The 22,632-nt window shown below is 63.2% G+C and carries 20 protein-coding genes; 17 read left to right on the top strand and 3 right to left on the bottom strand.

The features are described from left to right. Positions 1–57: 57 nt before the first annotated feature. From ACSBQS_RS10475 to ACSBQS_RS10410, 14 genes are all read left to right on the top strand, one after another. Positions 58–3,819, top strand: a complete 3,762-nt coding sequence (locus tag ACSBQS_RS10475) for a nitrate reductase subunit alpha (RefSeq protein ID WP_123061763.1) — start codon at positions 58–60, stop codon at positions 3,817–3,819. Further along, positions 3,816–5,360, top strand: a complete 1,545-nt coding sequence (narH, locus tag ACSBQS_RS10470; RefSeq protein ID WP_164057345.1) for a nitrate reductase subunit beta — start codon at positions 3,816–3,818, stop codon at positions 5,358–5,360. The genes ACSBQS_RS10475 and narH overlap by 4 nt, the downstream gene beginning before the upstream one ends. Further along, entirely contained in the window at positions 5,357–6,079 is a 723-nt protein-coding gene (narJ, locus tag ACSBQS_RS10465) for a nitrate reductase molybdenum cofactor assembly chaperone (protein ID WP_434990445.1), read from the top strand. Before narH ends, narJ begins: the two co-directional genes overlap by 4 nt. Before the next feature lie 2 nt (positions 6,080–6,081). Continuing rightward, positions 6,082–6,759: a respiratory nitrate reductase subunit gamma gene (gene narI / locus ACSBQS_RS10460; protein WP_033643426.1), complete on the top strand. Its 678-nt coding sequence runs from the start codon at positions 6,082–6,084 to the stop codon at positions 6,757–6,759. Positions 6,760–7,035: 276 nt separating this feature from the next. Then, positions 7,036–8,043, top strand: a complete 1,008-nt coding sequence (locus tag ACSBQS_RS10455) for a 3-oxoacyl-[acyl-carrier-protein] synthase III C-terminal domain-containing protein (RefSeq protein WP_197749566.1) — start codon at positions 7,036–7,038, stop codon at positions 8,041–8,043. Continuing rightward, the gene (locus ACSBQS_RS10450; RefSeq protein WP_197666114.1) at positions 8,040–9,056 is read left to right on the top strand and encodes an NAD-dependent epimerase/dehydratase family protein; all 1,017 of its coding nucleotides are present in this window, start codon (positions 8,040–8,042) and stop codon (positions 9,054–9,056) included. The genes ACSBQS_RS10455 and ACSBQS_RS10450 overlap by 4 nt, the downstream gene beginning before the upstream one ends. Then, entirely contained in the window at positions 9,049–9,855 is an 807-nt protein-coding gene (locus tag ACSBQS_RS10445) for an MBL fold metallo-hydrolase (protein ID WP_033643422.1), read from the top strand. Before ACSBQS_RS10450 ends, ACSBQS_RS10445 begins: the two co-directional genes overlap by 8 nt. After that, positions 9,852–11,138 (top strand): F390 synthetase-related protein, encoded by a 1,287-nt coding sequence (locus ACSBQS_RS10440; RefSeq protein WP_197666115.1) that lies wholly within the window; start codon positions 9,852–9,854, stop codon positions 11,136–11,138. The genes ACSBQS_RS10445 and ACSBQS_RS10440 overlap by 4 nt, the downstream gene beginning before the upstream one ends. Continuing rightward, entirely contained in the window at positions 11,135–11,752 is a 618-nt protein-coding gene (locus ACSBQS_RS10435; RefSeq protein ID WP_033650909.1) for a phosphatase PAP2 family protein, read from the top strand. The genes ACSBQS_RS10440 and ACSBQS_RS10435 overlap by 4 nt, the downstream gene beginning before the upstream one ends. Next, complete coding sequence (locus ACSBQS_RS10430) at positions 11,749–12,882, top strand: sterol desaturase family protein (RefSeq protein WP_042784774.1); 1,134 nt, start codon at positions 11,749–11,751, stop codon at positions 12,880–12,882. The genes ACSBQS_RS10435 and ACSBQS_RS10430 overlap by 4 nt, the downstream gene beginning before the upstream one ends. Continuing rightward, positions 12,875–13,957: a fatty acid desaturase family protein gene (locus ACSBQS_RS10425; RefSeq protein WP_197666116.1), complete on the top strand. Its 1,083-nt coding sequence runs from the start codon at positions 12,875–12,877 to the stop codon at positions 13,955–13,957. Before ACSBQS_RS10430 ends, ACSBQS_RS10425 begins: the two co-directional genes overlap by 8 nt. Beyond that, positions 13,954–15,039: an acyl-CoA desaturase gene (locus ACSBQS_RS10420; protein WP_033643417.1), complete on the top strand. Its 1,086-nt coding sequence runs from the start codon at positions 13,954–13,956 to the stop codon at positions 15,037–15,039. The genes ACSBQS_RS10425 and ACSBQS_RS10420 overlap by 4 nt, the downstream gene beginning before the upstream one ends. 106 nt (positions 15,040–15,145) lie before the next feature. Further along, on the top strand, positions 15,146–15,370 hold the full coding sequence (locus ACSBQS_RS10415) for a hypothetical protein (RefSeq protein ID WP_004934623.1): 225 nt from the start codon (positions 15,146–15,148) through the stop codon (positions 15,368–15,370). Then, the gene (locus ACSBQS_RS10410) at positions 15,367–15,633 is read left to right on the top strand and encodes a hypothetical protein (RefSeq protein WP_060660607.1); all 267 of its coding nucleotides are present in this window, start codon (positions 15,367–15,369) and stop codon (positions 15,631–15,633) included. The genes ACSBQS_RS10415 and ACSBQS_RS10410 overlap by 4 nt, the downstream gene beginning before the upstream one ends. A gap of 9 nt (positions 15,634–15,642) precedes the next feature. On the opposite strand, the gene ACSBQS_RS10405 is transcribed toward ACSBQS_RS10410, so the two are convergent. The 3 genes from ACSBQS_RS10405 to ACSBQS_RS10395 are packed head-to-tail and all read right to left on the bottom strand — an operon-like array spanning position 15,643 to position 18,220. Then, the gene (locus tag ACSBQS_RS10405) at positions 15,643–15,795 is read right to left on the bottom strand and encodes a DUF2474 domain-containing protein (protein ID WP_071605360.1); all 153 of its coding nucleotides are present in this window, start codon (positions 15,793–15,795) and stop codon (positions 15,643–15,645) included. Positions 15,796–15,809: 14 nt separating this feature from the next. Next, positions 15,810–16,817, bottom strand: coding sequence for a cytochrome d ubiquinol oxidase subunit II (gene cydB, locus ACSBQS_RS10400; protein WP_197666117.1), 1,008 nt, complete (start codon positions 16,815–16,817; stop codon positions 15,810–15,812). Positions 16,818–16,819: 2 nt separating this feature from the next. Next, positions 16,820–18,220 carry a cytochrome ubiquinol oxidase subunit I gene (locus ACSBQS_RS10395; RefSeq protein ID WP_004934615.1) on the bottom strand — a complete coding sequence of 467 codons (1,401 nt, stop codon included), beginning with the start codon at positions 18,218–18,220 and terminating at the stop codon, positions 16,820–16,822. Between the two features lie 144 nt (positions 18,221–18,364). On the opposite strand from ACSBQS_RS10395, the gene ACSBQS_RS10390 reads away from it, so the two are divergent. The 3 genes from ACSBQS_RS10390 to ACSBQS_RS10380 all read left to right on the top strand — a co-directional run bounded on the left by ACSBQS_RS10390 (position 18,365) and on the right by ACSBQS_RS10380 (position 22,631). Next, positions 18,365–19,783 (top strand): PLP-dependent aminotransferase family protein, encoded by a 1,419-nt coding sequence (locus ACSBQS_RS10390; RefSeq protein ID WP_042784770.1) that lies wholly within the window; start codon positions 18,365–18,367, stop codon positions 19,781–19,783. 154 nt (positions 19,784–19,937) lie between these two features. Next, on the top strand, positions 19,938–21,626 hold the full coding sequence (locus tag ACSBQS_RS10385) for an ABC transporter substrate-binding protein (protein ID WP_434990438.1): 1,689 nt from the start codon (positions 19,938–19,940) through the stop codon (positions 21,624–21,626). Positions 21,627–21,674: 48 nt separating this feature from the next. After that, positions 21,675–22,631: an ABC transporter permease gene (locus ACSBQS_RS10380; RefSeq protein ID WP_004934604.1), complete on the top strand. Its 957-nt coding sequence runs from the start codon at positions 21,675–21,677 to the stop codon at positions 22,629–22,631. The last annotated feature ends 1 nt before the right edge of the window (position 22,632 follow it).

Here is a 22,632-nt window from a genome sequence, read left to right as displayed (position 1 = left end):
TGGCGGCAGATTGAGCATGTCTTCTTATAACGACAAGAGCCTTCAGGAGCATTCCGGATGAGCAAATTTTTAGACCGTTTCCGCTATTTCAAGCAGTTGGCGGAGCCTTTTTCTGGCGATCACGGCCAGACCTTGAACACCAACCGCGACTGGGAAGACGGCTACCGCAGCCGTTGGCAGCATGACAAAGTGGTGCGTTCCACCCACGGCGTGAACTGCACCGGTTCCTGCAGTTGGAAGATCTACGTGAAGAATGGTCTGGTGACCTGGGAAACCCAGCAAACCGACTATCCGCGCACCCGCCCCGATCTGCCCAACCATGAACCGCGCGGCTGCCCGCGCGGCGCCAGCTACTCCTGGTACCTGTACAGCGCCAACCGGCTGAAATACCCGCTGATGCGCAAGCGGCTGCTCAAACTGTGGCGCGAGGCGAAAGCGCAGCACAGCGATCCGGTCGAGGCCTGGGGATCGATCGTCGGCGATGCGGAAAAAGCCAAAAGCTACAAGGTGGCGCGCGGCCGCGGCGGTTTCGTCCGCTCCAGCTGGCAAGAGGTCAATGAACTGATCGCCGCCGCCAACGTCTATACCGCCAAAACCTTCGGCCCTGACCGCATTATCGGCTTCTCGCCGATCCCGGCGATGTCGATGGTGTCCTACGCCGCCGGCGCTCGGTACCTGTCGCTGATCGGCGGCGCCTGCCTGAGCTTCTACGACTGGTATTGCGATTTGCCGCCGGCTTCGCCGATGACCTGGGGCGAGCAGACCGACGTGCCGGAGTCCGCCGACTGGTACAACTCCTCCTACATCATCGCCTGGGGCTCCAACGTGCCGCAGACGCGCACCCCGGACGCCCACTTCTTTACCGAAGTGCGCTACAAGGGCACCAAAACCGTGGCGGTGACGCCGGACTACGCCGAAGTCGCCAAGCTGTGCGACCACTGGCTGAATCCGAAGCAGGGCACCGACAGCGCGATGGCGCTGGCGATGGGCCATGTGATGCTGAAAGAGTTCCATCTCGATCGCGAAGTCGGCTACTTCCGCGACTACGTGCGCCGCTATACCGACATGCCGATGCTGGTGCTGCTGGAGCCGCGTGAAGGCGGCCACTACGCCGCCGGCCGCCTGCTGCGCGCCGCCGATCTGGTGGACGGACTGGGCCAGGAAAACAATCCCGAGTGGAAAACCGTCGCTATCGACAGCCGCAGCGGCGAGCTGGTGGCGCCGCAGGGCTCCATCGGTTTCCGCTGGGGCGAGAAGGGCAAGTGGAACCTGGAGCAGCGCGAAGGCAAGTCGCAACAGGAAGTCGAGCTGCAGCTCAGTCTGCTGGGCATGCATGACGACGTTGCCGAGGTGGGCTTCCCGTACTTCGGCGGCGCCGACAGCGAGCATTTCAACAGCGTGGCGCTGGACGAAATCCTGCTGCACAAGCTGCCGGTGAAACGCCTGCGGCTGGCGGACGGCAGCGAAGCGCTGGTGACCAGCGTGTATGACCTGACGCTGGCCAACTACGGCCTGGAGCGCGGGCTGGGCGACGCCAACTGCGCCGCCGACTATGACGAGGTCAAGGCTTACAGCCCGGCCTGGGCCGAGCAGATCACCGGCGTGTCGCGTCACAACATCATCCGCATTGCCCGCGAGTTCGCGGAAAACGCCGAGAAGACCCACGGCCGTTCGATGATCATTGTCGGCGCCGGCGTCAACCACTGGTATCACATGGACATGACCTACCGCGGCCTGATCAATATGCTGATCTTCTGCGGTTGCGTCGGCCAGAGCGGCGGCGGCTGGGCGCACTACGTCGGCCAGGAAAAACTGCGGCCGCAAACCGGCTGGCTGCCGCTGGCGTTCGGCCTTGACTGGCAGCGCCCGCCGCGCCATATGAACAGCACCTCGTTCTTCTACAACCATTCCAGCCAATGGCGCTATGAAACCGTCGGCGCCGATGAGCTGCTGTCGCCGCTGGCGGACAAATCGCGCTTCGGCGGCAGCCTGATCGACTTCAACGTGCGCGCGGAGCGCATGGGCTGGCTGCCGTCGGCGCCGCAGCTGGGCGCTAACCCGCTGCGCCTGGCGGAGCAGGCCCGTGCCGCCGGCCAGTCGCCGGTTGAGTTCACCGTCGACAGCCTGAAGAGCGGCGCGCTGGGCTTTGCCGCCGAGCAGCCGGACAATCCGCAGAACTTCCCGCGCAACCTGTTCGTCTGGCGCTCCAACCTGCTGGGCTCTTCCGGCAAGGGCCATGAATACATGCTCAAATACCTGTTGGGCACCGAGAACGGCATCCAGGGGAAAGATCTCGGCCAGCAGGGCGGCGTGAAGCCGCAGGAAGTGGAATGGCGCGAGCAGGGCGGCGAAGGCAAGCTGGATCTGGTGGTGACGCTCGATTTCCGCATGTCGAGCACCTGCCTGTATTCCGACGTGGTGCTGCCGACCGCCACCTGGTACGAAAAAGACGACATGAACACCTCCGACATGCACCCGTTCATTCATCCGCTGTCGGCGGCGGTCGATCCGGCCTGGGATTCGAAGAGCGACTGGGAAATCTACAAGGGCATCGCCAAAGCCTTCTCCGAGGTGTGCGTCGGCCATCTGGGCCAGGAAACCGACGTGGTGACCTTGCCTATTCAGCACGACTCCGCCGCCGAGCTGGCGCAGCCTTACGGCGTGCAGGACTGGAAGAAAGGCGAGTGCGAACTGATCCCCGGCAAAACCGCGCCGCACATCATCGCGGTGGAGCGCGATTATCCGGCCACCTACGAGCGTTTTACCGCCTTGGGGCCGTTGATGGACAAACTGGGCAACGGCGGCAAGGGCATCAACTGGAACACCCAGACCGAGGTCGATTTCCTCAAGCAGCTTAACTACGTCAAGGCCGACGGCCCGGCGGCGGGGCGGCCGAAGATCGAGAGCGCGATAGACGCGGCGGAAGTGATCCTGTCGCTGGCGCCGGAAACCAACGGCCAGGTGGCGGTGAAAGCCTGGGAAGCGCTGAGCAACGTCACCGGACGCGATCACCGGCATCTGGCGCTGAACAAGGAAGACGAGAAAATTCGCTTCCGCGACATTCAGGCGCAGCCGCGCAAAATCATCTCCAGCCCAACCTGGTCCGGCCTGGAAGACGAGCACGTCTCCTATAACGCCTGCTACACCAACGTGCACGAGCTGATCCCGTGGCGCACCCTCAGCGGCCGTCAGCAGCTGTATCAGGATCACGAGTGGATGCGCGCCTTCGGCGAAAGCCTGCTGGCGTATAGGCCGCCGATCGACACCCGCGCCGCGCAGCCGCTGCTCAACAGCAAACCGAACGGCAACAAGGAGAAGGCGCTGAACTTCCTGACGCCGCACCAGAAGTGGGGCATCCACTCCACCTACAGCGACAACCTGCTGATGCTGACGCTGTCGCGCGGCGGCCCGATCGTCTGGCTGAGCGAAGACGACGCCAAAGATCTGGGCATCGCGGACAACGACTGGATCGAGGCCTTCAACGCCAACGGCGCGCTGACGGCGCGCGCGGTGGTCAGCCAGCGTATCCCGGCGGGGATGACCATGATGTACCACGCGCAGGAGCGCATCGTGAATCTGCCCGGCTCGGAGATCACTCGCCAACGCGGCGGCATCCATAACTCGGTGACCCGCGCTTGCCCGAAACCGACCCACATGATCGGCGGCTATGCGCAGCTGGCCTACGGCTTCAACTACTACGGCACCGTCGGCTCCAACCGCGACGAGTTCGTGGTGGTGCGCAAAATGAACCGTATTGATTGGTTGGACGATGAAGGCAACGACTACGCGCAGGGCAGTCAGCAGGAGAACAACAAATGAAAATTCGTTCGCAAGTCGGCATGGTGCTGAATCTGGACAAGTGCATCGGTTGCCACACCTGTTCGGTCACCTGCAAGAACGTCTGGACCAGCCGCGAGGGGATGGAATACGCCTGGTTCAACAACGTGGAAAGCAAGCCCGGCGTCGGGTATCCGCACGCCTGGGAAGATCAGGAGAAGTGGAAGGGCGGCTGGATCCGTAAAATCAACGGCAAGCTGGAGCCGCGCATGGGCAACCGCGTCGGCGTGCTGGCGAAAATCTTCGCCAACCCGGACGTGCCGGCGCTGGATGACTACTACGAGCCGTTCGATTACGACTACCAGCACCTGCACACCGCCAAACAGGGCAAACACCAGCCGGTGGCGCGCCCGCGCTCGGTGATCACCGGCCGGCGCATGAACAAGATCGAAAACGGCCCGAACTGGGAAGAGATCCTCGGCGGAGAGTTCGAAAAACGTTCGCAGGACAAGAACTTCGACAACCTGCAGAAGGCGATGTACGGCCAGTTCGAAAACACCTTCATGATGTATTTGCCGCGCCTGTGCGAGCACTGCCTCAACCCGGCCTGCGTCGCCACCTGCCCGAGCGGGGCGATCTACAAGCGCGGCGAAGACGGCATCGTGCTGATCGATCAGGACAAGTGTCGCGGTTGGCGCATGTGTCTGACCGGCTGCCCGTACAAGAAAATCTACTTCAACTGGAAGAGCGGCAAGTCCGAGAAGTGCATCTTCTGCTACCCGCGCATCGAAGCCGGGCAGCCGACGGTCTGTTCGGAAACCTGCGTCGGCCGCATCCGCTACCTCGGCGTGCTGCTGTACGACGCCGATCGCATCGAACAGGCGGCGGCGGTGGAAAACGACAAGGATCTGTACCAGAGCCAGCTCGATATCTTCCTCGATCCGCATGACCCGAAGGTGATTGCTCAGGCGCTGGCGGACGGCGTGCCGCAGGGCGTCATTGAAGCCGCTCAGCAGTCGCCGGTGTACAAAATGGCGATGGACTGGAAACTGGCGCTGCCGCTGCACCCGGAATACCGCACGCTGCCGATGGTGTGGTACGTGCCGCCGTTGTCGCCGATTCAGTCGGCCGCCGACGCCGGCGAGCTGGCGCACAGCGGCGTATTGCCGGACGTCGAGAGCCTGCGCATTCCGGTGCAGTATCTGGCGAACCTGCTGACCGCCGGCGATACCGAGCCGGTGCTGCTGGCGCTGAAACGCATGCTGGCGATGCGCCACTACAAACGGGCGGAAACCGTCGACGGCGTGGTGGACATCAGCGCGCTGGAGCAGGTCGGTCTGAGCGAAGCGCAGGCGCAGGAGATGTATCGCTACCTGGCGATCGCCAACTATGAAGATCGCTTCGTGGTGCCGTCGAGCCACCGCGAGCTGGCGCGCGAAGCCTTCCCCGAAAGCAAAGGCTGCGGTTTCAGCTTCGGCGACGGCTGCCACGGCAGCGACGGCAAGTTCAATCTGTTCAACAGCCGTCGTATCGACGCCATCGACGTGACCGCGAAAACCGCGCGGTCGGAGGATGCCTCATGATCAGCCTGAAAGTGATCGCCCGCCTGCTGGATTACCCGGAGCAGGCGCTGTTTGACCATCAGCAGGCGCTGATTGAAGCGCTGGAACCGGCCAGCGAGCTGGATCTGCACCATAGCGCGTTGCTGATTCTGTTTATCCGCCGCCTGTGCGCGCGCCAGTTGCTGGACGCGCAGGCCGACTATTGCGAGCTGTTCGATCGCGGCCGCGCCACCTCGCTGCTGCTGTTTGAGCACGTGCACGGCGAGTCGCGCGATCGCGGCCAGGCGATGGTTGACCTGATGGCGCAGTACCGCGCCGCCGGGCTGGAGATCGACAGCCGCGAGCTGCCTGATTTCCTGCCGCTGTACCTGGAGTATTTAGCCAGCCGCAGCGCGGCACAGGCGCGGGAAGGGCTGCAGGACATTGCGCCGATCCTGGCGCTGCTGGGCGCGCGCTTGCAGCAGCGCGAAAGCCCGTACGCGGTGCTGTTCGATCTGCTGTTGGCGCTGTCCGGCAGCGATGCGCAGGCCCAGGCGCTGAAGACGCAGGTGGCGCAAGAGGCGCGCGACGATACGCCGCATGCGCTGGATGCGGTATGGGAAGAGGAGCAGGTCAAATTTCTCGGCGAGCAGGGCTGCGCCTCCGCCCAGCAGACGGCGCACCAGCGGCGCTTCGCCGGCGCGGTGGCGCCACAGTATCTGGACCTGACGGATGCGTTAACCGGAACCAAAGGACGCTAATCATGCAATTTTTGAATCAGTTCTTCTTCGACATCTACCCTTATCTGGCCGGCGCGGTGTTCCTGATCGGCAGCTGGCTGCGCTACGACTACGGGCAGTACAGCTGGCGCGCCGGCTCCAGCCAGATGCTGGATAAAAAGGGCATGCGGCTGGCGTCCAACCTGTTCCACATCGGCATTATCGGCATCTTCGCGGGCCACTTCCTCGGCATGCTGACGCCGCACTGGATGTATGAGGCCTTCCTGCCGATCGACGTGAAGCAGAAGCTGGCGATGATCGCCGGCGGCGCCTGCGGCCTGATGACGCTGATCGGCGGCGCGCTGCTGTTGAAGCGCCGGTTGACCAACCCGCGGGTGCGCGCCACCAGCAGCGTCGCCGACATCCTGATCCTGACATTGCTGGTGGTGCAGGTGTGCCTGGGGTTGCTGACCATTCCGTTCTCCGCCCAGCATATGGACGGCAGCGAAATGATGAAGCTGGTGGCCTGGGCGCAGGCGGTCGTGACCTTCCACGCCGGCGCCTCTGCGCACCTGGAAGGCGTGGCGCTGATCTTCAAGCTGCATATGGTGCTGGGCATGACGCTGTTCGTGCTGTTCCCGTTCTGCCGCCTGGTGCATATCTGGAGTGCGCCGGTAGAGTACCTGACCCGCCGTTACCAGCTGGTGCGCAACCGCCGCTGAGCCTGACCCCGCCGCCGCCGCCGATCGCCAGCGGCGGCGCTATTCCGATAATTCCCCCGCCGTCTGCCCATTCTCGTCGCCTTGTCGTAAACTCACTATCTCAGTTATGTTACGTTTATGCTTCCGCCGACGGACGTCGGCCTGTGGTAGCCGATAACAAGAGATACCGCCTTGATGAAAGGCATTTTGGGACATAAAAACCGGGGATGATCCGTGTGGCCTTCGCGCCGTACGGGAGAATCGCTTTATGGATAGTCAGGTTAATCAATAACAATAATGACCACACAATTACGTTCACCCGAGCTGCTGCCTCTGAAAATCATCGCCACCGGGGCCGCGTTGCCGCCTAACCGCGTGGCGTCCTCTGCGCTCGACGCTCGGCTGGGGAAACCGGCCGGCTACGTTGAAAAACGCTCGGGCATCGTTTACCGCTATCACGCCGCCGACGATGCCAGCCAGGCCGAACTCGCCGCCGCCGCGCTGCAAGATGCGCTGGTTCGCCGCGCCATTCCGGCGGACTCGATCGATCTGCTGATCTCCGCCTCGGCGATTTCGGTGCAGGCGCTGCCGTGCACCGCCGCGCACATTCTCAAGGTGGCGGGGCTGGCGCCGGGCACGCCGGGCTTCGACATCAACAGCAGTTGCGTCAGCTTTATCTCTGCGCTGCAAGTGGCGGCGGGGCTGCTGAACGCCGGGACGTATCGACGCATCGCCATCGTCTCGGCGGATCTCGCTTCACGCGGCATCGACTGGCAGCACGAAGAGTCGTCGCTGATCTTCGGCGACGGCGCGGCCTGCGCCATTGTGGAGCGCGGCGACGGCGCCAGCGGCATCCTCGCCAGCCTGGTGGAAACCTACCCCGCCGGCAGCGAACTGTGCGAGATCCGCGCCGGCGGCACGCGTCGCAACCCGCGCGCCGGCATGTGTGAGCAAGACTTCCTGTTTCATATGCAGGGCAAGCCGCTGTTCCGCCAGGCCTCGGCGCTGATTGAGGGTTACCTCGATCGGCTGTTGAGCGCCAGCGGCCTGACCCTGGCGCAGATCGCCACCGTGGTGCCGCATCAGGCCAGCCATCTGTCGCTCGAACATATGCGCAAACGGCTGCACGTCTCCAGCGAGGCGCTGGTCGATATCTACCGCCATCATGGTAATCAGGTGGCGGCGTCTATCCCGACGGCGCTGCATGCCGCCGTGACCACCGGGCGCTTCAATCCCGGTCAGCCGGTGATGCTGATCGGCACCGCCGCCGGGCTGGCGCTGGCCGGCATGGTGTTGCTGCCATGAGGGTGCTGCTCACCGGGGCGACCAGCGGGCTGGGACGCAACGCGGCGCAGTGGTTGCTGGAGGCCGGACATCAGGTGCGCGCCACCGGCCGCGATGAACGGGTCGGCGCAACGCTGCGTCAGCTGGGCGCCGAGTTTTGCGCGCTCGATCTGGCGCAGGCCACGCCGCAGCAGTGTCGGGAGCTGGTGACCGACTGCGAATGGGTCTGGCACTGCGCGGCCAAGTCTTCGCCCTGGGGCGGCAAAGCGGAGTTTCACCGCATCAACGCCACGGCGACGGAGAAGCTGGCGGAGGCGGCCGGGCGCTGCGGCGTGCGGCGCTTCGTGCATATCTCCACGCCGGCAATCTACTTCGATTTTCAGCCGCATTACGATCTTGACGAGGGTTACCGCGCCCGGCGCTTCGCCAATCACTATGCCGCCAGCAAGTATGCGGCCGAGCAGCGCCTGTTGGCGCAGGCGAAGATCTATCCACAAACCACCTATATTATGCTGCGGCCGCGCGGCCTGTTTGGCCCGCACGATCGGGTGATCGTGCCGCGGCTGTTGCAGCAGCTCGAACGCGACCGCGGGGTATTGCGATTGCCCGGCGGCGGACAAGCGCTGCTGGATCTGACCTTCGCCCCCAACGTGGTGCACGCGATGGATCTGGCCAGCCGGCAGCGCGGATTGCCGTCCGGCGCCGTGTACAACATCACCAACCACCAACCGCAGCGGCTGGCGGAGATGCTGGATGCGTTGCTGCGTCAGGAACTGGGGCTGAGTTACCGGCTGCAGGCCGTGTCCTATCCGCTGCTGCATACGCTGGCCGGCGGCATGGAGCTGTGGGCGGCGCTGAGCGGCAAGGAACCGCTGTTGACGCGCTACAGCGTGGCGGCGGTGCATTTTGACATGACGCTGAGCCAGACCCGTGCGATCGAAGAGCTGGGTTACCGGCCGCGTTATTCGATGGAAGAGGGCATTCGTCTGACCGGCGAGTGGCTGCGGCGGCAAGGAGGCGGACAGCATGGCTAAGGTCACCGTGTTTGAAGTGGGCTATTGCACGCATATCGGCTGCATGGCGCTGCGCGGCGCCGGATTCCGGGTGTGCAAATTCCCGGCGCGCGCCTATCTGCTGGAGGTGGGGGAGCGCCGCTGGCTGTGGGATACCGGCTACGCGCGTTATTTTCAGCAGCACACGCAGTCGGGGCTGTTCAGCCTTTACCGCCGCATGACGCCGGTCTATTTCGATCCGGCCGAGTCGTTGGCGCATCAGCTGCGCGAAGCCGGTTATGCCGAGGGGGATATTCAGGCGCTGATCGTCTCGCATTTTCACGCCGATCACATCGCCGGGCTGCAGGATTTCAGCCAACTCGACTTTATTTGCTCCGGCGAGGGCTGGCAGCAAACCCGTGGGCTGCGCGGTTTCGCGGCGCTGAAGCGCGCCTTTATTCCCGGCCTGATCCCGGCGGATTTCGAGAGCCGTCTGCAGTTTATGGAGTCTTTTCCTGCGGTGGCGTTGCCCGCGCTGTTGGCGCCGTTCGATCGCGGTTACGCGCTGCCGGGCAGTGAAGGGCAGATCGTGCTGGTGCCGTTGCCGGGGCATGCGGCCGGCCATATCGGCGCCTTTATTCTCACCGACGCCGGCTGGACACTGCTGGCCAGCGACGCCGCCTGGTCGCCGCAGAGTTACCAGACGCTGCGCGGGCCTTCGCGCCTGGCCAATCTGGTGATGGACGACGCGGCGGCTTACACCCGCACCCTGGAGCGGCTCAACCAGCTGTGGGCGGGCGGCCAGGTCAACATTTTGCTGTGCCACGAGGGGGACCTGTGATCCCCTTCATGACCCTTTGGCACTATTTCCGCGCCCGGCGCCTGCGCTTTGGCGATCGTGCGGCGCTGGAGGCGCATCAGGCCCGACAGCTTGAGGGGTTTGCCCGCCGGGTGCTGAGCAAGAGTCCCTATTTTCAAGGCTTCAGCCGCCGGCCGTTCGCCGAATGGCCGCAGATGGACAAGGCGCTGATGATGGCGCAGTTCGACCGCATGAACACCGCCGGGCTGCGGTGCGATGCGGTGCTGGCCTGCGCGCAGCGCAGCGAGGCGGATCGCGATTTCACGCCGAAGATCGGGCGCTACAGCGTCGGATTGTCGTCCGGCACTTCCGGGCAGCGCGGCGTGTTTGTCGTCAGCCCGCGGGAACAGCAGGTGTGGGCCGGCGGCATGCTGGCGAAAATGCTGCCGGACGGGCTGTCGGCGGGCGAGCGCGTCGCACTGTTTCTGCGCGCGGACAATAATCTCTATCACAGCGTGAACAACCGTTGGCTGAGCCTGGCGTTTTACGATTTGCTCGCGCCGTTCAGCGGCCATTTGCCGGCATTGGAACGGCAGGCGCCCAGCATCATCGTAGCCCCGGCGCAGGTGCTGCGCGCATTGGCGTTGGCGGTGCTGGCCGGGCAGGTGACGCTGTCGGTCAAAAAAGTGATCTCGGTCGCCGAGGTGCTTGAAGAACAGGATCGCCGCCTGCTGCAGCAGGTGTTTCCGGCGGTCGGCGAAGTGTATCAGGCTACCGAGGGGTTCCTCGCCGCCACCTGCGCGCACGGCACCTTGCACCTGAACGAGGAGTTTTTGCATATCGAGCCGCAGTGGATCGACGAACTGCGCTTCACGCCGCTGATCACCGATTTTACCCGCAGTACGCAGCCGATCGTGCGCTATCGGCTGGACGATGTATTGGTGCTGCGCAAGGAACCCTGCCCATGCGGGCAACCGACGCGGGCGATCGCCCGTATCGAGGGGCGGCGCGACGATCAGCTGATGTTGCCCGATGCGCAGCGGCAACCGCAGGCGGTGTTCGCCGATGCCTGTAGCCGAACGATCGCCAATGCGTTGCCGCTGACCAGCGATTACCGCCTGGTCCAGCATGGCGAACGGCGGTTGGAGCTGATTGCCGATTGCAGCCCGGCGGCGTTGGCGCACTGTCAGGCGCAGCTGATGGCGCTGTTCGCTCGTCAGGGCATCGCCACCGACCGCCTCGAATGGCGGTTGACGGCGCAAGCGGTGCTGCCGCAGTTCGATCGCAAGCGGCGGCGAATCGTGCGCCGGGCGGAGGAGGCATGAAAAGCGCACTGTTCAGGCTATGGCACATGCTGCTGGGATGGGGCACGGTCGGCGTGGTGTATAGCCTGACCGATCGCCTGCAGGGGGCGGGAACCCTGTTGCCGCCGTCGGCGCTTGATCGGGCGATCCCGTTCAGCCCCACGGCCATCTGGCTCTATCTGTCGTTCTTCCTCATCGTCCCGGCGGGCTATCTGCTGGCGCCGCTGCCGCGGATCAAATGGCTGACGCTGGCGATGCAGCTGACCGCGCTGGGCGCCGGGGCGGTTTATCTGCTGTGGCCGACCACCATGGCCTATCCGCAGAACGATGGCGTCGGGATCAGCGCGCAACTGCTGGCGGCGTTAACCCGGGTGGACTCGCCGCAAAACTGCCTGCCTTCGTTGCATATGGCGCTGACGGTGCTGGCGGTGTGGGCGCTGAGCGACGGCGAGCGCAAAGTGCGCACGGCGCTGTGGATGCTGTGGGGCGTGGCGATCGCGTTCTCGATTCTGCAACTGCGTCGGCATTTGTTTGTCGATTTGGCCGGCGGCGCGCTGCTGGCGCTGTTCGCCGGCTGGCTGGCCCTGCGCATGAAAACCCTGCGCAGGCGCGTCGTTAAAGGAGAAATGGGATGAGCGATCTGGCATTGCCGATAGTGTTCATGCTGTTCATCGTGGTGGCCGAGGCGGTGGCGCTGCAGTGGGGGCGTCGCGAGCCGGTCAACTGGCACGATCTGGTGTTCAACCTGAATTCCGGCCATATCATGCTGTGGCTGTTCCGCGGGTTGGAGATCACCTGCTACGGTTATGTGGCCGCGCATTTCAGCCTGGGGTTGCTGGATGCCTGGCCGCCACTGCTGATGTGGCTGTTCGCCCTGCTGGCATGGGACTTCGGTTTCTACTGGCTGCACCGTCTGCACCATCGTTTCCGCCTGCTGTGGGCGGTGCACGTGGTGCACCATCAGGGCGAGCACTTTAATCTGTCGCTGGGAGTGCGCAACTCCTGGTATTCGTCGCTGACGTCGATCCCGTTCTTTTTGCTGCTGGCGCTGGCGGGGGTGCCGCTGTCGGTGTTCGTTGCGGTCTCTATTTTTCATTACAGCATTCAGCTGTTTAACCACAATGCGCTGACGCCGAAGCTCGGCGTGCTGGAAAAAATCCTGGTCACGCCGGCGCATCACCGGGTGCATCACGTCAAGGACATGGCGTATTCCAATAAGAACTTCGGCGGCAGCTTTATCTTCTGGGACAAGCTGTTCGGCACCTTTTGCCCGGCATTGCCGAGCACGCCGTTCAGCTATGGCGTCGGCGGCGACAGGCCGTCCGCCAACCCGTTCTGGGCGAGCAATCTGCCGTTCCTGCGCTATTTGCGCCTGGCATGGCGCCCGGCGCCGGGCCGGCCACGCGACCGCCGTTCGGCGCTCAGCGTTTTCAGCGGCGCCATGCTGTTGTTCTCGCTGGTGGTCGGTTACGTCTACCAATACGGTTACGGCTATAGCGACATCAGCTGGCCGCAAATGGCGCTGTTGGCGCTGCTGGCGTTGGGATCGGTGGCGCTGGGCGGCATGACGGAAGGGCGGCGGTGGGCGAGCGCCGTCTGGCTGCTGATCGCGCTGGGCATGCCGCTGCTGTTTATCGGCTATCTCGGTTGGCCGCAGCGCTATTGGCATATCGCCATGGCCGCCGTGGCGTTGCATGCCCTGTGCGTCGCGTTGGGCTGGGGAAGAGTAGCCGCACCGGCCGCCGTGGAGGAACCGCATGGCTGAATCATTGCCGCCGCTGCGTTTTCCCGCCGATGGCGAACAGGCCTTCCACCGCGATCTTAAGCGCGCGGCACACGCCTCTCTGGCGGGCGATCATCGCTATGCCGATGCCGCGCGATTGGCCAAGGCCGCGCTGTTGCTGGCGCTGTGCGTCGGGTTTTACGCGCTGAGCCTGCTGCAGCATCAGCCCTGGGCGTTTTTCCTCTGCTATTTCCTGTTCGTGACCATGGGCATGCTGCTCAATGTCAACGTCAACCACGATGCTTCGCATAACGCTTTCCTGCGTGCGCCCTGGGCCAATCGGCTGGTGGGGCGGTTGGTGACGCTGCCGCTGGGCGTCGATCCGGACTACTGGCGCACGCGGCATGTGGATTACCACCATGTTTACGCCAACGTCGAACATTACGATCTGGATACCGAAGAGAACGGCTTTTTCCGCCAGACACCGTTCCAGCGCTGGCGGCCCCATATGCGCTATCAGCATCTGTACTGGCCGCTGATCGCCGCGCTCTCGCTGCCCTATATCGCCTGGATTTTCGATTGGTCCGATCGGCTCGATAAAACGCCGCTGCGGGAAAAACGCGTGCTGGCGGGGCGCGGCGGTTGGGCGCTGTTCGTGCTGTGCAAGCTCGCGCATCTGGCGCTGGTGCTGGTGGTGCCGCTGGTCGTGGGCCACTTGCACGGCATCGGCTGGGGCTGGGTGTTGCTGGCTTACGCGCTCAGCCAGATGTGCGCCTCGCTGCTGGTGGTGTTCTTGCTGCTGGGCACCCATTGGGCGCAGGCCGAGTTTTACCCGGCGCCGACGGGCGACAGCATGCCGCAAGGCTGGTATCGGCACAATTTCGCCACCGCCTGCGACTGGCAGCCCGAACCGCGCTGGTTGGAGCATCTGACCGGCGGGCTGAACTATCACCTGACCCATCACCTGTTTCCCGGCTGGAATCATCGCCACTATCCGGCCCTGGCCGCCGCGGTGGCGGAGGTCGCGCAGCGGCACGGCATGGCGTACCGCTGCATCGGCTATCGCGAACTGTTGGCGCAACAACAGCGCTTCTTACGCCGGATGGGACAGCCATGAAACCGCTGCGTCCGTTAGCCTATCGGCGCGACGACAACGGGTTGCACCGCGCGCTGATGCAGGCCGCCCAGCATTATCTGGCGACCCACGGCGATCACCGTTTCGCCGACGGCGGCATGCTGGCGAAGGTCGCGCTGCTGCTGGCGCTGTGCGGCCTGTGTTACGGGCTGAGCCTGCAGCAGCATAACGGCTGGGCGTTTTTCGCTTGTTATTTCGGCTTTATCTTTATCGGCATGTTCCTGACGGTGAACGTGGTGCACGACGCCTCGCACAACGCGTTTTTCCGCCGCCCCTGGGCCAACCGCTGGCTGAACGCACTGGTGAGCGTGCCGCTGGGGCTGGATCCCGACTGTTGGCGCGTGCGGCATGTGTTGTTCCACCATGCCCATAACAACATCGAACATTACGACCCCGACATCGACGCCAATGGCGTGCTGCGGCAAACGCCGTTCCAGCGTTGGCGGCCCTTTATGCGCGCGCAGCGTTACTATTGGCCGTTGGTGGCGGCGCTGACTTTTCCGTACTACATCTGGCTGTTCGATTGGTTGGACAGGGCGGGCCGCACCCGCGTGGCGGCGCGCATGGCGCAGCAGGGCGTACGCGGCTGGAGCGGGTTTCTGGCGGGGAAGGCGGCGCACCTGCTGCTGGCGCTGGCGATCCCATGTTGGCTGTTGCCGCCGGCTATCGGCATCGGGCAAATTCTGCTGGTCTATTTGCTGAGCCAGATGCTTTCTTCATTGCTGTTCGTGATGTTGATCATCGGCACCCACTGGGCCAAGGCCAACTTTTATCAGGCGCCGGCGCAGGGCGCGATGCCGCACGGTTGGTATCACCACGTGTTCGCCACCACGTTCGACTGGCAGACCCGGCCGCGCTGGCTGGGTTATTGGCTGGGCGGGGCGAACCTGCATTTGACGCATCATCTGTTTCCGCACTGGAGCCACCGCCATTACCCGGCGCTCAGCCGCATCATCGGCGAGGTGGCGCCGCGCTTCGGCATCGACTACCGCCTGCTGGAGCTGGAGGAGCTGTTGCGTCTGCAGCAACGCTTCCTCAGCGCGATGGGCCGCAAGCCGCACTAGCGTTGCATACGAGTTGTGCGAGGCGTTACGCAGTTCACTAATTGAACGACATTTGGCGTTCCAGTAGACTTTCCCTCGGTGAATCAACGACCACAGGAGGTGGAGTATGCGCAGCTTGCCGATTCGGTTATCCAATGAAATCGACGACAGTCTGAACGATATCGCCCGGCGTCACGGGATGGCCAAAACCGACGTCATACGCCTGGCGTTTGCTTTAATGACGATTGCCGACCGTGAGTGGATGAAACAGGATGGTTCCCGCCTCGGTATCGTGCGTGAAAGCGACGAGGGGCTGGAGGCAGTCGCCGTGGTGGTGGGGATCTTTCCATGAAGCCGCAAAATGAGCGCCCGCAGCTCGATGCTGAAAGGTTGTATTTGGATCCGTCGTTGGTCTTCGACGAAATGGAGCGGCTGCGCCTGGCACGCCAGGTGCTGTGCGGGATATTCGCGGTCAGCGTGGGCGTATTCGCCGCCCACGCGTATTGGGAGAAAAACGAAGCGCTGAATCAGGTGTTTGAGCTGGTGAAGATCGGCGCCTTGCCGCTGGTCACGCTGGTGGTCTCTTTTTACTTTCCCAACAGCGCATCCAGATAAGGCGTCACGTCAATGCGACTTCATGCCCGCCGCAGTCATCAGCAGGCGGAACAGCGAGGCAACCACGAACAGCCCCAGCACGCTGGCGCTCCAGATGATCACCAGCCAACCGATGCGTTTCCACCAGGGCGCCGGAGCGGCGGTTGCCGTTTTATCTTGCATAGCGTCCTCCCTTCTCAATGATAGCCGTGTTCATGGCTGATCTTGCCGCGGAACACGTAGTAGCTCCAGAAGGTGTAGACCAGAATGATTGGGATGATGAACAGCGCGCCGACCAGCATAAAGCCGAGGCTCTGCGGCGGCGCGGCGGCGTCCCACAGGCTGATGGCCGGCGGGATCAGGTGCGGCCAGATGCTGATGCCAAGCCCGCTCAGGCCGAGGAACACCAGCAGCAGCGTCAGCATGAACGGCGAGTAGTGCGCGCCGCGTTTCACCCCATGCCGGATCCCCCAGGCGCTGAGCAGCACCAGTATCGGCACCGGCAGCAGCCAGAACAGGTTCGGCAGCGTAAACCAGCGCGCGGCGATTTCGGGATGCGCGATCGGCGTCCAGATGCTGACCGCAGCCAGCACCAGCAGCAGGATCGCCAGCAGCGGCGTCGCCAGGTGATACATGCGCGCCTGCAGGTCACCGGCGGTTTTCATCACCAGCCAGGTACAGCCGAGCAGGGCGTAGGTCACCACCAGCCCCAGCCCGCAGAACAGCGCGAACGGCGTCAGCCAGTCCAGTGCGCCGCCGGCGTAGGTGCGGCCTTCTACCGGGAAGCCGTTGATCACGGCGCCCACCACCACACCCTGGCTGAAGGTGGCGAAGAGAGAGCCCCAGATGAACGCTTTATCCCAGATATGGCGCTTCTCCGGCGTCGCCTTGAAGCGAAACTCGAAGGCCACGCCGCGGAAAATCAGCCCGATCAGCATCAGCGTCAGCGGGATCGCCAGCGCGTCGAGGATCACCGAGTAGGCCAGCGGGAAGGCGCCGAACAGCGCCGCGCCGCCCAGCACCAGCCAGGTTTCATTGCCGTCCCACACCGGGGCGACGGTGTTCATCATCAGATCGCGGTCGCCGCTCGCCTTCACCCACGGAAACAGAATGCCGATGCCCAAATCGAAACCGTCCATCACCACGTACATCATGGTGCTGAACACGATGATGACAAACCAAATCAGCGGAAGATCGATACCCATGTTCAGCTCCTGTCGTCCAGAGTGTCGTTGACCGCGGACAGCGGACGCGCCGGGCGGCCCTCGGTATTGTCTTCTTGGTGTTCATGCGGCTGCGGCCCTTTGCGGATCAGGCGCATCATGTAGGAGTAGCCCACGCCGAACACCGAGCAGTAGACGATGATGAACGCCAGCAGGCTGATGCTCATGTGCAGATCGCCGTGCGCGGACACCGCATCCTTGGTGCGCAGCAGGCCGTACACCACCCACGGCTGGCGGCCTATCTCGGTGGTGAACCAGCCCGCCAGCAGCGCCAGCAGCCCGGAAGGGCCCATCCACAGGATGAAATACAGGAACGGACGCGACTGATAGAGCCCGCCGCGCCAGCGCAGCCACAGGCTCCACACCCCGGCCAGGATCATCAGCATGCCCAGCCCGACCATGATGCGGAACGACCAGAACACCACGGTGGAGTTGGGGCGATCTTCCGGCGGGAACGATTTGAGCGCCGGCACCTGCTCGGTCAGGCTGTGCGTCAGAATCAGGCTGCCGAGATAGGGCACTTCCAGCTTGAAGCGGGTCTCTTCACGCTGCATGTCCGGCCAACCGACCAGGATCAGCGGCGTGGCTTCGCCCGGCGGGTTTTCCCAGTGGCCTTCGATGGCGGCGATCTTCGCCGGCTGATGTTTCAGCGTATTCAGGCCGTGCGCATCGCCGATCAGCGCCTGCACCGGCGCGACGATCAGCGCCATCCACATCGCCATCGACAGCATCTTGCGCATCGCCGGCGTGTCGCGGCCGCGCAGCAGATGCCAGGCGGCGGACGCGCCGACGAAGAACGCCGAGGAGAGGAAGGCGGCGGTGGACATGTGCAGCAGGCGGTACGGGAAGGACGGGTTGAAGATGACCTTCAGCCAGTCAACCGGCACCACCTGGCCATTGATGATTTCATGCCCTTGCGGGGTCTGCATCCAGCTGTTGGAGGCCAGGATCCAGAAGGTGGAGATCAGCGTGCCGAGCGCCACCATGCAGGTGGCGAAGAAGTGCAGGCCGGGGCCGACGCGGTTCCAGCCGAACAGCATCACGCCGAGGAAACCGGCTTCGAGGAAGAAGGCGGTCAGCACTTCATAAGTCAGCAGCGGCCCGGTAATGCTGCCGGCGAACTCGGAGAAGAAGCTCCAGTTGGTGCCGAACTGGTAAGCCATCACCAGCCCGGATACCACGCCCATGCCGAAGTTAACGGCGAAAATCTTTGACCAGAAGTGATAAAGCTCACGATAGGCTTCATTGTGCGTTTTCAACCATAATCCTTCCAGCACCGCCAGATAGCTGGCTAAACCGATGGTGATGGCGGGGAAAATGATATGGAAAGACACGGTGAAGGCGAACTGTATTCTGGCAAGTTCCAGTGCATCAAGACCCAGCATGGCGCCTCCTAGGGTTGAACATAAATTAACCTCTTGAGTATAGCTGTCATTTTTATGTGAAATGCTTGGCGTTAAGTTAAGCACGGAGTACAGTGCCTATAATAGTGACAGTTATTTTACTTTTTCATATAACAGTTAATGGTTATGACCCGATACGAGCAGCTTGCGCAGCAGATTAGAGAACAGATCCAGAACCGGGTGTGGCGGGCGGGCGACAAGCTGCCTTCGCTGCGCGAGAGCGGCAAACGCGCCGGATTGAGCCTGATGACGGTGGTGCAGTCTTATCAACTGCTGGAGAGCCAGGGGTGGATCGTCGCCCGGCCGCAGTCGGGCTACTATGTGGCGGCGCGTCCGCAGCCGCTGCCGCAGCCTTCGCGCGGCGAGAAACTGCTGCTGAGCGAGCAGGTGGACATCAACGCCTTTATTTTCGACGTGCTGCAGGCCTGCAAGGATCCGGACATCGTGCCTTTCGGTTCGGCGTTTCCCGACGCCACGCTGTTCGCCCAGCCGAAGCTGGCGCGGGCGCTGAGCAGCGTAGCGCGCAAGTTCACGCCGCACAGTTCGCTGGTCAACCTGCCGCCGGGCAACGACGCGCTGCGGCGGCACATTGCCCAACGCTATGCGCTGAGCGGCATGCAGGTCGCGCCGGACGAGATCGTCATCACCGCCGGGGCGATGGAGTCGCTCAGCCTCAGCCTGCAGGCGGTGACCCAACCGGGCGACTATGTGGCGATCGAGTCGCCGGCGTTTTACGGCGCGCTGCAGGCGCTGGAACGGCTGCGGCTGAAGGCGGTGGCGATCGCCACGCATCCGCAGGACGGTATCGATCTGGACGCGTTGCAGCAGGCGGTGGAGCAGTATCCGATCAAAGCCTGCTGGCTGATGACCCACTTCCAGAACCCGCAGGGCGCCACCCTGCCGGAGGCCAACAAGCAGCGTCTGGTGGCGCTGCTGCGCGAACGGCAGATCTCGCTGATCGAAGACGACGTCTACGGTGAGCTGTACTTCAGCGCCGAACGGCCGCTGCCGGCGAAGGCGCTCGACAGCGGCGGCCAGATCCTGCACTGCTCGTCATTTTCCAAATGTCTGGCGCCGGGCTTTCGCGTCGGCTGGGTGGCGGCGGGGCGTTATGCGCAACAGATCCAGCGTTTGCAGCTGATGAGCACCGTTTCCACCAGCGTGCCGACCCAGATGGCGCTGGCGGATTATCTGCTGCACGGCGGCTACGACACCCATCTGCGGCGGCTGCGCCGCCTGCTGGCCCAGCGCCAAAGCGCAATGCGTCAGGCGATCGCCCACCATTTCCCGCCGACGGTGAAAGTCAGTCAGCCCGACGGCGGGTATTTCCTGTGGCTGGAACTCGATCCGGCGCTGTCGTCGATGGAGTTGTATCGGCGCGCACTCGCACGGGGCATCAGCATCGCGCCGGGGCGCATGTTCACCACCGGCGACCATTTCAACCACTGCTTCCGTCTCAACGCCTCATTTGAATGGAATGACCGCTTTGAAGAGGCGATAAAAACCTTAGCCAAACTTATCCGGGGGCTGGCGGCGGCCGGCTGAACCGCGTTTTTTCCGCCGCTTCGCCCCAGAAAAATTCATAATGCTTTTTTCGGCAATGGAATGCCGGTTTCGTTGTTAGACAGCCCTCCGGCCGCCCATTACTCTGCGATAAATTTTGTCACATTTTTATCAACGGGTAGACGAGGGGCAGTGGGTGAGTGGAATAAAAAATAAGCTAAACAAACTGTTGCGCTATCGGCTGACGCCGCTGGCGTTGGTCTGCGCGCTGGGATTGAGCGCCGCCGCGCAGGCGGAAACGCTGGCCGAAGGCATTACGCCGGCCAGCGACGCCGCTCGGGTGCCGGCCGCCGCCAAACTGCGCAAAGATACCGTCGTGGCGGGCATCTCGGAGCCGCAGGGGATTTTCAATCCGTATCTGTTCACCAACGGCTGGGACGAGAACGTGACCGACGTGATCTTCAGCCGGCTGATCGGCCTGGACAGCCAGGGCAAACCGGAAGGGCGCCTGGCGGAGTCCTGGCAGGTCAGCCCCGATAATCTGACCTACACCATCAAGCTGCGGCCGAATCTGGTCTACAGCGACGGCTCGCCGCTGAAGGCCGACGATATCGCCTTTACCCTGACGCTGCTGCATGACCCGGCCTATGACGGCGATACCGATATCACGCCGGCGCACATTCAGGGCGGCGCCGAGTATAAAAACGGCACCGCGGCCGGCATCAGCGGACTGAAGGTGATCGACGATCGCACCATTCAGATCGTCACCACCCAACCGGGCGCGACCACGTTGCAACTGATTGGCGGGCCGGTCTTGTCACGGGCTTACTACGGCAAAGACTATCAGCGCGGCAAGCTCGACGGCGTGCGCGCCTTGAACGGCAAGCCGCTCGGCAACGGCCCCTACATTTACGACAAGTACGTGCCGGGGCAGGAAATCCGCTTCCACGCCAACCCGAACTTCTACCTCGGCCCGCCGCCGATGGCGCGCTTTATCTATCGCGTCACCAACCCGGCCACCAACTTCCAGCTGTTCCAGACCGGTGAGACCGACTACGACGCCTTTACCGCCAAGCCGGACGATATCGAACAGCTCAAACTGCTCGGCTTCGCCAATATCAACCTTTACAGCTCGAGCGATTACAGCCGGGTTGATTTCAACCTCAGACGCCCGGCGCTGCAGGACAAGCGGGTGCGTCAGGCGCTGATCTACGGCCTCGATCGGCAAAAACTGATCGCCGTGGTGTACCAGGGGTATGGCAAGGTCGCCAACCAGCCGATTTCGCCGATCTCCTGGGCTTACGACGCCAACGGCATCAATCCTTACGCTTACGATCTCGATAAGGCCAAAAAGCTGTTGGACGAGGCGGGTTGGCAGGTGGGCGCTGACGGCATCCGGCAGAAAGACGGTAAAAAGCTGGAGCTGACGCTGCTGGTGACCAAAAAGCTGATCAACGACGCGCTGGTGCCGATCGCCAAGGATAACTACCGCCGGCTCGGCGTGGTGCTGAAACCGCAGGTATTGGATTTCAACGCGCTGCTGGCGCAGCGCAAGGCGGGCAATTACGACCTGGCGTCTCTCAGCACCAGCACGCTGAACGATCCGCACGACGGCGTACGCGACTTCATCAGCCGCGAGAGCGAGACCGGCTATCACAACCCGCAGGTGGACGCGCTGATCGCCAAAGCCAATGCCACGCTGGATATCGCGCAGCGTAAGCCGCTGTACCATCAGCTGTATCAGGTGCTGGCGGACGATCCGCCGGTGATCCTGCTCGGCAACCGCGAAATCTTGAGCGCCAGCAGCGCGCGCATCACCGGCTTTAAACCGGATATCTACAACGGACTGGTCGGCAGCCTGCCGAACGTCAAACCGGCGCCGTAACGCCCCGATGCCGCCGCGCCATTCCGGGCGGCGGCGATGGAATTCGCGATGAGAAATTTTATCCTGCGCCGTTTGTTGCAGACTATCCCGATGCTGTTGCTGGCTTCATTGCTGATTTTTTGCATCTTCGCCCTGGCGCCCGGCGACTTTATCGACGGCAATATCAACCTGACCGCGCAACGCGCCGCCGAGCTGCGGGCGCTGTATGGGTTGGATCAGCCCTTGTTCAGCCGTTACCTGCATTGGCTTGGCCGGCTGTTGCAGGGCGATCTCGGCTTCTCGCTGCAGTATCAGATCCCGGTCAGCACGCTGCTGAATCAATACATCTGGAACTCGTTCCTGCTGGCGGCGGTGGCGATGGTGCTGTATTGGGGCATCGCGCTGGCGGTGGGAGTGATCTCGGCAATGAAGCCCTATTCGCTGTTCGATCATCTGATCACCGTGGCGGTGTTCGCCGCCATGTCGTTTCCGACGTTTTTCCTTTGCCTATTGCTGATCAAATGGTTCGCCGTCGATCTGCACTGGTTGCCGGCGGGCGGCATGTTGCGCACCGGCAGCGAAGCGAGCGGGCTGGCCTGGGCGCTGGAGGTGGCGGCGCACCTGCTGTTGCCGGTGCTGGCGCTGGTGATGCTGCAGGCCGGCAGCCTGACGCGCTATTTTCGCGCCAGCATGCTGGAGGTGATCCGCATGGACTATATCCGCACCGCGCGCGCCAAAGGGCTCAGGGAGAAAACGGTGATCCTCAAACACGCGCTGCGCAATGCGCTGTTGCCGATCATCACCCTGCTGGGGTTCGAGCTGCCGGGATTGTTCTCCGGCGCGCTGATCACCGAAAAAATCTTCAACTGGCCGGGCGCCGGGCATATCCATATCGATTCGCTGGCGGCGCGCGATTATCCGGTATTGATGGGGTTCACGCTGTTTCTGGCGGCGCTGACCATTCTCGGCAATCTGCTGGCGGACATTCTGTACGCCTACGCCGATCCACGCATTCGCTTGAGGTAAT

This window comes from Serratia sp. H402Y (assembly GCF_051172415.1).
GTDB classification, from domain to species: Bacteria; Pseudomonadota; Gammaproteobacteria; order Enterobacterales; family Enterobacteriaceae; genus Serratia; species Serratia ureilytica.
The sequence above is the reverse complement of the archived record's forward strand: the minus strand, read 5'-3'. Positions and strand labels throughout refer to the sequence as shown.

Excerpts from the sequence above, each read along its gene's own strand:
- cydB (WP_197666117.1), bottom strand. The coding sequence starts at position 16,817 with ATGGGTATCGATCTTCCGCTGATTTGGTTTGTCATCATCGTGTTCAGC.
- ACSBQS_RS10410 (WP_060660607.1), top strand. The coding sequence starts at position 15,367 with ATGAAGCCGCAAAATGAGCGCCCGCAGCTCGATGCTGAAAGGTTGTAT.
- ACSBQS_RS10390 (WP_042784770.1), top strand. The coding sequence starts at position 18,365 with ATGACCCGATACGAGCAGCTTGCGCAGCAGATTAGAGAACAGATCCAG.
- narJ (WP_434990445.1), top strand. The coding sequence starts at position 5,357 with ATGATCAGCCTGAAAGTGATCGCCCGCCTGCTGGATTACCCGGAGCAG.
- ACSBQS_RS10450 (WP_197666114.1), top strand. The coding sequence starts at position 8,040 with ATGAGGGTGCTGCTCACCGGGGCGACCAGCGGGCTGGGACGCAACGCG.
- ACSBQS_RS10455 (WP_197749566.1), top strand. The coding sequence starts at position 7,036 with ATGACCACACAATTACGTTCACCCGAGCTGCTGCCTCTGAAAATCATC.
- ACSBQS_RS10405 (WP_071605360.1), bottom strand. The coding sequence starts at position 15,795 with ATGCAAGATAAAACGGCAACCGCCGCTCCGGCGCCCTGGTGGAAACGC.
- ACSBQS_RS10395 (WP_004934615.1), bottom strand. The coding sequence starts at position 18,220 with ATGCTGGGTCTTGATGCACTGGAACTTGCCAGAATACAGTTCGCCTTC.
- narH (WP_164057345.1), top strand. The coding sequence starts at position 3,816 with ATGAAAATTCGTTCGCAAGTCGGCATGGTGCTGAATCTGGACAAGTGC.
- ACSBQS_RS10435 (WP_033650909.1), top strand. The coding sequence starts at position 11,135 with ATGAAAAGCGCACTGTTCAGGCTATGGCACATGCTGCTGGGATGGGGC.
- ACSBQS_RS10425 (WP_197666116.1), top strand. The coding sequence starts at position 12,875 with ATGGCTGAATCATTGCCGCCGCTGCGTTTTCCCGCCGATGGCGAACAG.
- ACSBQS_RS10420 (WP_033643417.1), top strand. The coding sequence starts at position 13,954 with ATGAAACCGCTGCGTCCGTTAGCCTATCGGCGCGACGACAACGGGTTG.
- ACSBQS_RS10415 (WP_004934623.1), top strand. The coding sequence starts at position 15,146 with ATGCGCAGCTTGCCGATTCGGTTATCCAATGAAATCGACGACAGTCTG.
- ACSBQS_RS10380 (WP_004934604.1), top strand. The coding sequence starts at position 21,675 with ATGAGAAATTTTATCCTGCGCCGTTTGTTGCAGACTATCCCGATGCTG.
- ACSBQS_RS10445 (WP_033643422.1), top strand. The coding sequence starts at position 9,049 with ATGGCTAAGGTCACCGTGTTTGAAGTGGGCTATTGCACGCATATCGGC.
- narI (WP_033643426.1), top strand. The coding sequence starts at position 6,082 with ATGCAATTTTTGAATCAGTTCTTCTTCGACATCTACCCTTATCTGGCC.
- ACSBQS_RS10475 (WP_123061763.1), top strand. The coding sequence starts at position 58 with ATGAGCAAATTTTTAGACCGTTTCCGCTATTTCAAGCAGTTGGCGGAG.
- ACSBQS_RS10430 (WP_042784774.1), top strand. The coding sequence starts at position 11,749 with ATGAGCGATCTGGCATTGCCGATAGTGTTCATGCTGTTCATCGTGGTG.